Annotated in this window: 13 protein-coding genes; all 13 read right to left on the minus strand. The window is 63.1% G+C overall.

Annotated elements, in window-relative coordinates:
• Positions 1-89 precede the first annotated feature (89 nt).
• On the minus strand, positions 90-791 hold the full coding sequence (pyrE, locus tag EMB92_RS02475) for an orotate phosphoribosyltransferase (protein ID WP_150393661.1): 702 nt from the start codon (positions 789-791) through the stop codon (positions 90-92).
• A gap of 60 nt (positions 792-851) precedes the next feature.
• On the minus strand, positions 852-1,829 hold the full coding sequence (locus EMB92_RS02480) for a dihydroorotate dehydrogenase (RefSeq protein WP_190973528.1): 978 nt from the start codon (positions 1,827-1,829) through the stop codon (positions 852-854).
• Positions 1,817-2,647 (minus strand): dihydroorotate dehydrogenase electron transfer subunit, encoded by an 831-nt coding sequence (locus EMB92_RS02485; protein WP_150393663.1) that lies wholly within the window; start codon positions 2,645-2,647, stop codon positions 1,817-1,819. Before EMB92_RS02485 ends, EMB92_RS02480 begins: the two co-directional genes overlap by 13 nt.
• A gap of 78 nt (positions 2,648-2,725) precedes the next feature.
• The gene (pyrF, locus tag EMB92_RS02490; protein WP_150393664.1) at positions 2,726-3,673 is read right to left on the minus strand and encodes an orotidine-5'-phosphate decarboxylase; all 948 of its coding nucleotides are present in this window, start codon (positions 3,671-3,673) and stop codon (positions 2,726-2,728) included.
• A 42-nt stretch (positions 3,674-3,715) separates the two neighbouring features.
• Positions 3,716-5,164 carry a dihydroorotase gene (locus EMB92_RS02495; protein WP_150393665.1) on the minus strand — a complete coding sequence of 483 codons (1,449 nt, stop codon included), beginning with the start codon at positions 5,162-5,164 and terminating at the stop codon, positions 3,716-3,718.
• Positions 5,165-5,205: 41 nt separating this feature from the next.
• Complete coding sequence (locus EMB92_RS02500; RefSeq protein WP_150393666.1) at positions 5,206-5,640, minus strand: aspartate carbamoyltransferase regulatory subunit; 435 nt, start codon at positions 5,638-5,640, stop codon at positions 5,206-5,208.
• Entirely contained in the window at positions 5,640-6,602 is a 963-nt protein-coding gene (pyrB, locus tag EMB92_RS02505) for an aspartate carbamoyltransferase (protein WP_107044481.1), read from the minus strand. The genes EMB92_RS02500 and pyrB overlap by 1 nt, the downstream gene beginning before the upstream one ends.
• A gap of 327 nt (positions 6,603-6,929) precedes the next feature.
• Positions 6,930-8,363, minus strand: coding sequence for a 6-phospho-beta-glucosidase (locus EMB92_RS02510; protein ID WP_150393667.1), 1,434 nt, complete (start codon positions 8,361-8,363; stop codon positions 6,930-6,932).
• Positions 8,364-8,416: 53 nt separating this feature from the next.
• Positions 8,417-8,740 carry a PTS sugar transporter subunit IIA gene (locus EMB92_RS02515; protein ID WP_107044484.1) on the minus strand — a complete coding sequence of 108 codons (324 nt, stop codon included), beginning with the start codon at positions 8,738-8,740 and terminating at the stop codon, positions 8,417-8,419.
• 165 nt (positions 8,741-8,905) lie between these two features.
• Entirely contained in the window at positions 8,906-9,211 is a 306-nt protein-coding gene (locus EMB92_RS02520; protein ID WP_107044517.1) for a PTS sugar transporter subunit IIB, read from the minus strand.
• Between the two features lie 149 nt (positions 9,212-9,360).
• Positions 9,361-10,707 (minus strand): PTS sugar transporter subunit IIC, encoded by a 1,347-nt coding sequence (locus tag EMB92_RS02525; RefSeq protein WP_150393668.1) that lies wholly within the window; start codon positions 10,705-10,707, stop codon positions 9,361-9,363.
• Positions 10,708-11,172: 465 nt separating this feature from the next.
• The gene (locus tag EMB92_RS02530) at positions 11,173-12,006 is read right to left on the minus strand and encodes a Cof-type HAD-IIB family hydrolase (protein ID WP_150393669.1); all 834 of its coding nucleotides are present in this window, start codon (positions 12,004-12,006) and stop codon (positions 11,173-11,175) included.
• Positions 12,007-12,035: 29 nt separating this feature from the next.
• Entirely contained in the window at positions 12,036-12,746 is a 711-nt protein-coding gene (locus EMB92_RS02535) for a GntR family transcriptional regulator (protein ID WP_150393670.1), read from the minus strand.
• Between the last annotated feature and the right edge of the window lie 82 nt (positions 12,747-12,828).

Below are 12,828 nucleotides of genomic sequence, written 5' to 3' on the forward strand. Positions count from 1 at the left end.
CGAATACATCAGAAGGATCACGGCTTTCAGCGATTTGTCTCGCGATGACGCGCCTAGCCCAAATCTCTGCCGCGCTGGCGCGGGGTCTGTCAGGCGCCGTACTGGGCGAGGTAGGCGTCGGCGGCGGCCTTGATCTCGGGCGTCACGTACGGCTCACCGGAGGCGGTGGCGATGTGCTGTCCGGCCTCGAAGATCTCACGCACGTTGGCGATGGCGAACACCGGGAAGCCGAATTCGGCCTCGACGGCCTTGACCGCGGAGGTGTCGGAATCGCGGGTCTTCTCCATACGGTCGACGGAGAGCACGAGGCCGACGACCTCGACGTTCGCCTCGGCCTTGAGCTTGGGGATGACCTCGCGTACGGCGGTGCCGGCGGTCATCACGTCGTCGACAAGCAGGACCTTCATGCCGTCCTTCAGCTGGGTGCCGACCATCATGCCGCCGTCGCCGTGGTCCTTCTTCTCCTTGCGGTCGAACGTGTAGCCGATCTCCATGCCGTGCGCGCTGACCAGCGCGATCGCGGTGGAGACTGCCAGCGGGATGCCCTTGTACGCGGGACCGAACACGGTGTCGATGTCCTTGGGCAGGCGTCCCGCCTCGATCTCGGCGGCGATCTTCTCGGCGTAGAACGCGCCGAGCGTGGCGATCTTGGTGCCGTCGTTGAACGCGCCGGCGTTGATGAAGTACGGGGACTTACGCCCGGACTTGAGCGTGAACTCGCCGAACTTCAGGGCCTGCGCCTCGAGCAGGAACTGGGTGAAGCGGATGTCGAGCGATGCGGTGTCGGTCATGATGGTCCTGTATCTCTTTCTGTGGTTCTGTGGATGTGCCGTGTAGTCGTGCAGCGCGAGTCAGCGCCAAGTCTCGCCGGCGGCGAGCTTGGCCGCGAGTTCGGGGCGATCGTCGAGCAGGTCGTCAAGTTCGCGGGCGACTCGCAGAGGCGCCACGGGGTCGAAGAGCGCGGCGGCGCCCACTTCGACGGCGTTCGCGCCGGCGTACAGGTATTCGAGCGCCTTCTCGCCGGAGTCGACGCCGCCGATGCCGATGATCGGGATGTCGGGCAGCACGGTGCGCGTGCGGTAGACGGCCACGAGTCCGACGGGCAGCACGGCCGGTCCGGACACGCCGCCGGTGACGTGCGCGATGAGCGGCTCGCCGGTGCGGATGTCGATGCGCATGCCGAGCAGCGTGTTGATCATGCTTAGCGCGTCGGCGCCATGTTCGACGGCGGCGCGCGCCGGCACGGTGATGTCGGTGACGTTCGGGGTGAGTTTGACGATGATCGGCTTGTCGGTCATCGGACGCAGACGGTCCATGAGCTTGGCGAGGGCCACAGGGTCGGTGCCGACGCTCATGCCGCCGTGAGTCACGTTGGGGCAGCTCACGTTGATCTCGAGCATGTCGGCCGCGGAGTCGGCGAGCTTGTCGACGACCGCCGCGTAGTCGTCGTCGCTGTGGCCGGCGACGTTGGCGATGACCATGGCCCCGGCCTCCTTGAGCTTGGGCAGGTCGTCGACGAGGTAGTGGTCGACGCCGGGGTTCTGCAGGCCGACGGCGTTGATGTTAGAGGCGGGCCCCTCGGCGGTGCGCGGCGACGGATTGCCTTCCCACGGTACGGGCGAGCAGCCCTTGGTGCACACGGCGCCGAGCTGGCTGACGTCGTAGAACCAGCGGACGGCCGCGTACTGGAAGGTGCCGGATGCGGTGCCGACGGGGTTCTTCCACGTCACGCCCGCGACCTTGGTGGGGTGCTTCCACTCGTGGGCCTCGTACAGGTTGATGTGGTTGATGTGTTCCTTGATCCGCTCCGTCATGTTCACTCCCCCCATCCGAGCTGTTCGCGGGTGAACACCGGTCCGTCGGCGCACACCTTGAGGCGCCCGTCCACGGTGTCGACGGTGCACAGCACGCAGGTGCCGTAGCCGCAGCCCATGCGCTGTTCCATGCTCAGCTGGCATGCGAGGCCTCGCTTGGCGGTCCATGCGGCCACGGCCTTCATCATCGGCAGCGGTCCGCAGGAGAGGATCACGGTCTCGAGCCCGTCGGCATGGAGTTCTCCGGTCGCCTCAAGCCGGTCAAGCAGCGTGATGACGTTGCCTTCGGATTCGTCGATGCTCACCGTGGCGTCCGCGTACGGTTCGACGAAGCGATCGGCGAAATGCTCGTTGCGGTAGCCGAACACGGCGGTGGTGCGCACGGCCGGGTCGGCGGCGAGGCACTGCGCGGTATAGATGAGCGGGGGCACACCGAGGCCGCCGGCCACGAGCACGTAGTGGGCGGCCTGCTTGGTCCTGAACGGGCGTCCGAGCGGCCCCAGCACCTGCAGCGTGTCGCCGGCGCGCAGCTCGGCGAATTCGGCGGTGCCCTTTCCGACGACCGCGAAGATCACGCTCACCTCGTCCCCGTTGACCTCGCTCACGCCGAACGGACGAGGCATGGGCATCAGCGGATCGTTGGTGAACAGGTTCACGAACTGCGCCGGCCGGGCGTGCTTCGCGATGTACGGGTCGCGGAAGGTCAGTCGGACCACGCGGTCGGCGAGGGTTTCGACGCCGGTGATCTCGACGGGGTGACGCGGCGGGAAGTACCCGGCCGCGACGGCTTCGTCCACCACGTCGTATGTGGGGGTGAAGGTGGCGGTCATCATGCTCCTTATACGAAATTACGAAGTAGAACTTGGCTTGTGGACTTGTGGACTTGTGGGCTTGCGTAGCGGGGTGCAGCGTTACAGCACGGCGCGCAGGTCGTCGCGCATGGCCTCGGCGGCCTCTCGCGCGGTGTCGAAGACCAGTGCGAGCGCGTCGTCGGCGGACATCGACTTGGAGTAGCCGCCGTTCTTCTTCCACGCGCCGATGATGCCGCGCGAGGAGTTGACGATGGCGCCGGAGCCGTCCTTATCGAACATGCCGCGCACGTCGGCGGCGGTGCCGCCCTGAGCACCGTAGCCGGGCACGAGGAAGAAGGTGTGCGGCATGCGCGCGCGCAGCGCCCTGCCCTCCTCGGGGTGAGTGGCGCCGACGACCGCGCCGACGCGCGAGTAGCCGTGGGAGCCGATCATGTCGGCACCCCAGCCTTCGACGAGGTCGGCGACGTGCTCGTACACTTTGGAGCCGTCGGCGAGGTCGAGCATCTGCAGTTCGCTGGACGAGGGGTTGGACGTGCGCACCAGCACGAACAGGTCCTTGTCAGCGGTCTTCGCGGCGTCGACGAACGGGGTGATGCCGTCGGTGCCGAGGTACGGGTTGACGGTCACCGCGTCCACGTGCCACGGGTCATGGCCCTCGACGCCGGAGAGCATGTGCGCGTAGGCGGAGGCCGTCGAGCCGATGTCGCCGCGCTTGACGTCGGCGAGCACATAAAGCCCCTGCGCGGCTGCGTATTCGCAGGTCATCGTGTACACGTCGATGCCGGCCGGGCCGAGTGCCTCGTACATGGCGATCTGCGGCTTGACCGCGGGCACGACGCCCCTGATCGCGTCGATGATCGTACGGTTGAACTCGTAGTAGGCGACGGCGAGCTGTGCGGCGGGCACCTCCTCGGGGGTGTCGACGGAGTCGCGCACCTCCTCGGCGAAGCTCGCGACGACCTGCGGCGGCACCAGCGCCTCGGTGGGGTCGAGTCCGACGACGCTCGGATTCTGCGTCGCCTCGATCGCATCGATCAGACGGTCCATGATGATCCCTTTCTCTACGTTTCTTCCGCGTGCGCGGTTCTTCTACAGTCGGCTGAACGTCAGGTTCCGTCCGATGATCGTGGCCATCGGTCGTCCGGTGACCCGCCATCCGCCGAACGGGGTGTTGCGGGCCTTGGAGTGGAAGGCCTCCGGATCGACGGTCCATGCGGCGGCCGTGTCGAGCACGACCAGCCCGATGCCGTCCGCCTCGCCGGGCTGCGTCAGGTCGAGCACGCGCTTGGCGTCCGGTTCGCGGGAGGCGTCGGTTTCGCGGTCGAGCAGCGCGGTGATGTCGGTGGGTTCGTGTCCCATGAGTCGCATCGGTTCGATGCTCATCAGTTCGATGAGTCGCTTCTCCGAGATGAAACCGCCGTCGACGAGCTTCGCGTGGCACACGCCGTATGCGCATTCCAGTCCGATGATGCCGTTGGGCGCCTCGAGGAAGCCGCGGGCCTTCTCCTCCATCGTGTGCGGGGCGTGATCGGTGGCAAGCAGGTCGACCGTGCCGTCGGCGATGGCCGCGATGGTGGCCTTGCGGTCGGCCTCGGAGCGCAGCGGCGGGTTCATCTTGGCGAGCGTGCCGTACTTGAGGAGCGCCTCGTCGCTCAGCGCGAGGTAGTGCGGCGCGGTCTCGCAGGTGATCGGCAGACCCTCGGCCTTGGCCGCGCGGATCGCGTCGAACGAGATCGCGGTGCTCACGTGCTGGAAGTGGACGTGCACGCCGGTCTCGCGCGCCTTGGCGATGTCTCGCGCGACGACCTTGAGTTCGGTGTCCTCGGGGATGCCGGGCACGCCGAGTTCACGCGACACCGGTCCCTCGTTGACGGCTCCGGTGTCATGGTGCTCGCAGTGCTCGATGAGGCACAGTCCGCTCTCGCGGGCCAGTTCGAGCACATCGTCGAGGATCCCGGGGGTGACGGCGGAACCGTCGTCGCTGATCGCGGTGACGGGATGCGCCAGCTGGGCGTCGTCCTTGGATTCGTCGTCGACGCCCGGCATGTAGCGGCGCCAATGCTTGAACTCGGTGGCCTCGCGCCCGGCACGCCCCTTGGACGCGCACACGCACAGGTCGTAGCGCACCGGCAGGCTGACGCCGTGGATGGCCTCGTAATGCTGGAGGTAGTCGATGACGGTGTCGTAGCCGGAATCGAGCACCTCCTTCGCGCCGGGGGCATCCGGGTCATCGATCATCTCGCCGTCCATGGCGGGCACGGTGTTCGGCATGATGAGCACGTCGGTGTAGCCGCCGGAGGCCGCCGCCGCGCAACCGGAGACCATCGACTCCTTGTAGGTCTGGCCGGGATCGCGGAAGTGGACGTGCGGATCGGCGAAGCCGGGTGCGAGCGTGAGTCCTGTGGCGTCGATCTCGATGTCGCCGTTCCCGCCTTCCGCGTCTCTCGCGCCGTCCTCGAACAGCGTCCCGTCCGTTGGCACCTTGAGATCGATGATCTCGTCGGTGTCCCACACCTTGATGTTGCGCAGCGTGAGCATGGCGTCCTCCTTGTGCTCCTTGTGCTCGTTATGCGGATCGACTACAGCTTGGCTTCCTCGTCGCAGTAGTCGCAACGGTACTCCTGACGACCGGAGTGCGTCAGGTGGAACATCTGGTCGATGCCGCGTTCGGTGGTGGTCACGCAACGGGGGTTGCGGCAGGTGAGGATGTTGACCACATGCTCGGGCAGCGTCGGGGTCTTCTTCTCGACGATGGTGCCGCCGCGCACGATGCCGACGGTCGCGGTGCGGGCCACGAGGCCGAGCACGTCGAGGTCGATGGCCGGGTTGTCCTCGCCTTCGCGGTCCTCGATCTTGATGATGTCCTTCGAACCGTACAGGTGGCTGTCGGTGTTCATGATCAGGGCGAGCTTGGTCTTCGCCGGGTCGATCTTCAGGTATTCGAGCACCTTGAGCGCGGTGCCGGACGGCACATGATCGATGATGATGCCGTTTTGGATGCTGGTGACCTCCATCAGGCCTGGACCTCCTTGGATTCGAGCGGTTCGTATCCGGGCAGCTCGTCGCCCACGACGGAGCTTTCGAGCGCCATGCGCATGAGCATGCCGTTCTTGACCTGCTCGAAGTACGCGGCGCGCGGGTCGTCATCGACCTCGACGGCGATCTCGTTGACGCGCGGCAGCGGGTGCAGCACGGCCATGTCCTTCTTCGCGTGGGAGAGCTTGTCCTCGTCGAGGATGTAGGTGTCGCGCAGACGCAGGTAGTCGTCCTCGTTGAAGAAACGCTCCTTCTGCACACGCGTCATGTACAGCACGTCGAGGTCACCGATCACGGAGACGAGGTCCTTGACCTCGGTGTAGGAGCAGGACGGGGTCGCGTCGATGCGGTCGAGCACGTACTGCGGGAGCTTGAGCTCGTCAGGGCTGATGAGCACGAAGTTCACGTTGCCGAAACGGCACAGCGTCTCGATCAGGGAGTGCACGGTGCGGCCGAACATGAGGTCGCCGCACAGGCCGACGGTCAGGTTCGTGACGCGGCCGAAGCGCGACTGAAGGGTGGCGAGATCGGCGAGCGTCTGCGTGGGGTGCATGTGGCCGCCGTCGCCGGCGTTGATGACCGGCACGGACGCGGCGCGGGAGGCGACCAGCGCGGCGCCCTCCTTCGGGTGGCGGATCGCGACCACGTCGACGTAGTTGGAGACGGTCTTCAAGGTGTCGGCGATGGACTCGCCCTTGGTGACGGAGGCGAGCTGCGCGCCGGCGAAGCCGATCACCTTGCCGCCGAGACGCAGCATCGCGGTCTCGAAGCTCAGACGCGTGCGGGTCGAGGGCTCGTAAAACAGCGTGGCCAGCACCCTGCCGTCGCAGGTGTGCGCCACTTCCCTACGGTGGGAATCAATGTATTGCGCCTTGTGCAGCAGATCCCTGATCTGGGCGATGGACAGATCATCCAGCGAAATGACACTTTTACCGATCATCGGCGTCTCCGCCGGCTCTTGTGGAGTTGACACGGCTCACCTTTCGTGCGTGAAGCGGATAAGGTGGCCACTAACGTGACCTATCCGACTATAGACCATTTCGCCGACTCGCAACGCGGCTCCGCGTCACCCGCGCGTCACCGCGCGTTCACCGTTCCGGCGGCTGCCGAATCCGGGGATGAGCACGGTGTCTCGGCCTCCGGGCGGGACCGGTCGGCGTCGATGGAACGACGATATATATGACGAAATCCTCCCGCCGCATGATGCGAAGGGAGGATTTCGTTCGTCGTCACGCCCCGTGGAGCGTGACATGACCGGTCATCGGGCTCACAGCTCCTCGCCGTTGCTCTCGATGACCTTCTTGTACCAGTAGAAGGACTTCTTGCGACGGCGCTCGAAGGTGCCGTGGCCCTCATCGTCGGCGTCGACATAGATCATGCCGTACCGCTTCTTCATCTCGCCGGTGGTGAAGCTCACCACGTCGATGCATCCCCACACGGTGTAACCCATAACGGGAACGCCGTCGAGGTCGATAGCCTTCTTGACTTCCGCGATGTGGCTCTTGAGATACTCGATGCGCGAATCATCGGCGATATAACCGTCGGCATCGGGGGTCTCATACATGCCGACACCGTTCTCGACGATGAACAGCGGCTTGTTCCAACGCTCGTACATCTCGCACAGGGAGTAGCGCAGACCGACCGGATCGATCTGCCATCCCCAGTCGGTGGCCTTGATGTACGGGTTGGGCACGAGACCATCAAGACCATGCTCCATGGCGTCCAGCTTGGACCCCTGCGAGCTGACGGCCACGGACATGTAGTAGCTCAGCGAGATGAAATCGACGACGCCTTCCTTGATGACGTCGAGATCACCCGGTTCCATCGCGATATCGATGCCTTCGCGCTCCCAACGCTTCCACAGGTAGCGCGGGTACTCGCCGTGCACGTATACGTCACCGAACAGATAGCGGTTGCGCATCTCGGTCTGGGCGAGCATGACGTCGTCGGGGCGGCAGGTCTCCGGGTAGATCGGCACGAAGGAGAGCATGCAACCGATTTGGAAGTCGGGATTGATCTCACGTCCCTTCTTCACGGCGATCGCAGCGGCGACGAACTCGTTGTGGATCGCCTGCCACACCTTCTGCTCGACGGTGTGCGGGTCGTCGTCCGGATTGGGGATGATGCCGGAGTTCGTGTACGGGAAGATCGGCGTGTGCATGTTCATCTGGTTGTCGACCTCGTTGAAGGTCAGCCAGTACGTCACCAGATCCTTGTAACGCTCCATGACCGTGGTCGCGAACCGCACGAAGCAATCGACGACCTTGCGGTTAGTGAAACCGCCCATCTTGGCGAGGTGCAGCGGCATCTCGAAGTGGGAGAGCGTGACGACCGGCTCCATGCCCTTGGCGCGGTAGTCGGAGAACAGCCTCTCGTAGAACTGGAGCCCGGCCTCGTTCGGCTCCTCGTCATCGCCGTTCGGGAAGATACGCGACCAGGAGATCGACGTGCGGAAGCACTTGAAGCCCATCTCCTGGAACAGTGCGTCGTCCTCACGGAACGTGTGGTAGTAGTCGATGCCACGATGATTCGGGTAGTTGAGCCCGTCGACCACGCCGTCCGTGATCCTGCGGGCGACTCCGGCAGCGCCTCCGGTGAGCACATCGCAGATGCTGGGGCCGCGTCCGTCCTCGTTCCATGCGCCTTCGAGCTGGTGGGCGGCCACCGCGCCGCCCCACAGGAAGTTATCGGGGAAACCCATTGTCTTTGTCCTTATCTGTGGATTCTGCCGTATAATGCCGGGAACATTCCCGATCAGGCGTTGACTTTCTTGTACAGATCGATGAGTTCGGTGACCATGGTCTTGATGGTTTCGGTACTCATCATCTGGTCCTCGACGTGGGTGAGCAGCAGGGTCATGGTCACGGGGTCACCGGCGGCCTCCTGCTGCACCATGCGGGCATGGTGCTCATGTCCGACGGCGTAGTTCTCGTCGCCGGACTTCATCTTCGCATCAGCGGTCTCGTAATCGCCGGCCTTGGCGGCCTGCAGAGCCTCCATGTAGTCCGACTTGGCGGAACCGGCCGCCACGATCATCTGCATGCACAGGACTTCCATGTCCACGGGTTCGTCAGCCATCGTTGGTTTCCTTTCATGGAACCGCCACAGCTTGTTTTCGCCGTGACGGGTTCCTTAATTAAATGTCCTTAATAATTAAGTCTCTTTGTTGTATTTTGAGGGAGCACAGACGCTCAGTATGGGAGACGCCGGCGCCGGCTGAAATCGACGGCGCCGGCGCAAGGATCACTTACCGGCCAGCTCGAGCGCGTGCTTCAGCACGTTGCCGCCACGGGCCAGACCGTAGTCCTGCGGGTTGATGGCTTCCGCCGGGGTGTTCGGGAAGAGCTTCTGCACACGTCCCAGCTCGAAACGAACCTGGGGTCCAAGCAGGATCACCGCGGCGTCCGGGGCCTTCTCCTCGATCTCGGAGATCGGGTAGGCGTCGATCTGCACATCTTCAAGGTTCTCCTTGGCGGCGGCTTCACGCATCTTCTTGACGAGGATGGAGGTGGACATGCCCTGATTGCAGCACAGCACGATGTGAGTCATGATCATTGTTCCTTTCAGTTGTGCGGCCCTTTCTTCGGGAACCGCAAGTCGTTTTTGGGTTAAGTGTTGGTGAACAGTGGTGAATGTTGGTGAGAGTCGTCCGGTCCTCGCCCCGCAAGACGCGGGGACGGGACCGGATGCGGATCAGATCAGGCTTCCGCCTCGGCGTTGGCCTGCTCCTGCTCGACGTAGATCTTGTCCTGCATCTTGACGAACGGGAACCAGATCGCGACGGAAGCGACGAAGATCAGCAGCTGGATGACCACACCCTGCCAGCCGCCAAGCAGGAAGCCGGAGATGATCGGCGGAGTGGTCCACGGCACCTGCATGGCGCCGAAGGCGGGCAGGAAGCCGATGACCATTGCACCGTAGGTGAGGATCACGGCGACCAGCGGACCGAGCACGAACGGGATGAGCATGATCGGGTTGTACACGATCGGCAGACCGAAGATGATCGGCTCGTTGACGTTGAAGAGGCCGGGCACCAGGGCGAACTTGGACAGCTCACGAATCTGGGCGGACTTGGCGACCAGCAAACCGGAGACGATGAAGCCGAGGGTCAGGCCGACACCGCCGTACTTGCAGAAGCAATCGATGAGCTGCGGGACAAGGTAGTGTCCGCCGTTGGCCTGGGTGACTTCGATGCCCTTGTTCATCAGGTCTTGGTTGACCAGGGAGTTCGCGGTGAGAACCGGGTAGATGATGCCGGAAACCACGTTCGGGCCGTGGATACCGCACCAGAACAGCAAGGACATGAGCAGGACGATGATGATGGCACCGGCCCAGTTGTCGGTGAGGGACTGCATCGGGGTCTGAATGACCTTGAAGATAAGCTCGGTGAGGGAGACACCGCCGAACATCTGGCACACCTGATAGATCACGGCGGAGTAGCACATGATGAAGAAGCCCGGGATCATGGCGGAGAACGCGTTGGCGACGCCTTCCGGAACGGCGTCCGGCATCTTGATGCGGATGTTCTTCTGGATGCAGGTGCAGTAGACCCAAGAGCCGATCAGACCCATGATGATGGCGGAGATGATGCCGTTGCCGCCCATCCATGTGGTCGGCAGCACGCCGGAGACTTCGGCGGTCTTATCACCCAGCGCCTTGACCGTGCCACCCGTGATCTGCAGGGAGGACGGAGAGACGATCAGGAAGGAGATCAGCGTCAGGATGCCGCAGGAGATGCCGTCAAGCTTCTCATTGCGAGCGTAGGAGTAGCCGATGCCCACGGCGATGATGATCGCCAGGATGTTGAACGTGGCATTGTTGATCTGGTTGAGACCGATGTTCCAGTCGGCGCCGAACGTCTTGGCCATGAACTCGGTGTAACCATTGATGGGCAGATTGGCGAGCAGCAGGAAGATCGAGCCGACAAGCGTCGCCGGCATGGACAGAACGAAGCCGTCCTTGAGTGCGGTGATGGCCTTGGTGCTCGCGAATTTCACGAACACATCAAGCGCCTTCTGCGCCACATTGGTGAACCATTCCTTCATCAAAGGGGTCCTTCCTTGGACTTTTGCGAGCTTTCATAGCCCGCACCTTTTCCTTTTTCCATCGGCCTTGTGAGCCGAAGTTATTCGTCGTTTTCTTTGTTGTTCGAATAACTTGTGGCTCCAGTATACGTTTTCTGAGGAAAGTGTCAAATGCGCGGCAACGTTTCATTTCCTACCGGAAAGCACTGATTTTACAACACTGTTAGCGTTCACTCAGCCCCTACGCGACACGCCGAACGGAAAATTTATTCGAATAATTTCATGCCGCTGGGCCAGCAACTCCCTCCTCCCTCACGGATGACGCCATCCGCGTCCGCCCGGTAATTCGAATAAGGGATCGACATCCGAACACCACATACCGGAAAGACCGCTAACAACGTAGGGGGATGGTCGCTTACGGCGACCATCCCCCTACGGACATCCTTCTTCCGGCATCCGGCACGTATTCACGTGCCAGCACACTGCCTATACCAATCCGATCCGTTCGAAGGCGTGTGCGAGACCGTCGGCCTCGACGTCGTCGGCGATGAGGTCGGCCGTCGCCTTGACGTCGTCCGAACCATTGCCCATCGCGACGCCGAACGCGCAGTATTCGAGCATCGGCACGTCGACGGTCGCGTCGCCGAACGCGATGGTGTCGGCCCTGTCGGCTCCGAGATGCGCCAGCAGCACGTCGATGGCATGCGCCTTGGTGATGCCCTTGACGCCGAGGTCACCCCACAGCGCCGTGGCGTCCCTGCCACCCCATGTGCCGTTCTGCAGGTCGTCGAACCGTTCCCTGGTATCGAGGAAATCCTGATAGGAACCGAGCACGTAGCTGATCTTGTTGACGTCGCCACGGTACAGCTCACCATCATAGATCATCTCCGGATAGCCGTCGCGCACGGTCATCGTGCAGGCGTCCTCCTTGCCCTTGCGCGCGGAATACTCGCGCACGGCGGCGAGCGCCCCCTCCTCGAACCCCTCGCTGGCGTAGAGTCCACTGTTGCTTTCGAGATAGAACGCAAGGCCACGCGAGTTGAGCCAATCGACCGCCCGCGTGCACTGCTCGAGGGTGAGCGTCTGGTGCATGACGACCTCGCCGTTGCTCTCGACATAGCTGCCGTTGCCGCCGATCATGCCGTCGAGGCCGATCTCCCACAGCGGCGGATACACCTCGGCCTTGCTGCGTCCGGTGCAGATATACACCTTGTGACCGTTCGCCCGCGCCTTGCGGATAGCCTCAACCGCTGAGTCCGGCAGGTTATTCTCATAATCGACCAGTGTCCCGTCGACGTCGAGCAGGATGATTCTGCGCATCTTCACGACTCCTCACACACGGATCCGGCTCATTTCATGGAGGTCATTGTGAAGAAACGCGCATTTCGGTAGTGGTAGGCAATATGGGAGGAGTTGAACAGCCGTCCGTTCGTCAGAAACGAGTCGTCGTCGAGATACAGCGCAGGCTGCCCCTTCTTGAGTCCGAGCGCCTTCGCCTCGACCGCGTTCAACTCACCAGCCCGAATCACCTTGTCGACATATCCGAAATTCAGCCCCAGATCATTCCGAGCGTAACCGAACAACGACCCCTCGGCAATCTGCTCGTTGATGAACGGAACGAACTCCTTGAGATACCAAGCGGTCTCATAGGCCAACGGCTCATCATCGACAAGGCGGAGACGCACAACCTTCCACACCTGATCGCCCTCCTGACAATGCATGCGCCTAGACAGAGTCTCATCCGCACGCAGCAGAGACAGCTCATAGACGACAGAGGACACTTTCCTGCCCGGATATTCGCCGGAGATGCCTCGTGTCGTGCCGATGGACAGATAGTCCCCATCGCCCCGATCCTCACGAACAAACACCCCGCTGCCTCGGACCGGGAACACATCCCCGGCTTCGGCGAGCAGCGCAATGGCGTTGCGCACGGCGTATCTTGTGGCCCCATACTCTTCGATGAGCTGATCTTCGGTGGGCAGTTTTCCCTTGTCCGCGAACTCGCCAGCCGCTATGCGGGCGCGCAATTGCTCCGCAAGTCTCCGATGGCTCTGAGTCATAATCCCTCCTTGAGATCCAAGCCCGTATCGCCGCGACTCTCATCGTCCCGGTCGAACATCCTGTCGTTCATATGATACCGCA

It is taken from the genome of Bifidobacterium callitrichos, from assembly GCF_008698085.1.
GTDB lineage: Bacteria > Actinomycetota > Actinomycetes > Actinomycetales > Bifidobacteriaceae > Bifidobacterium > Bifidobacterium callitrichos.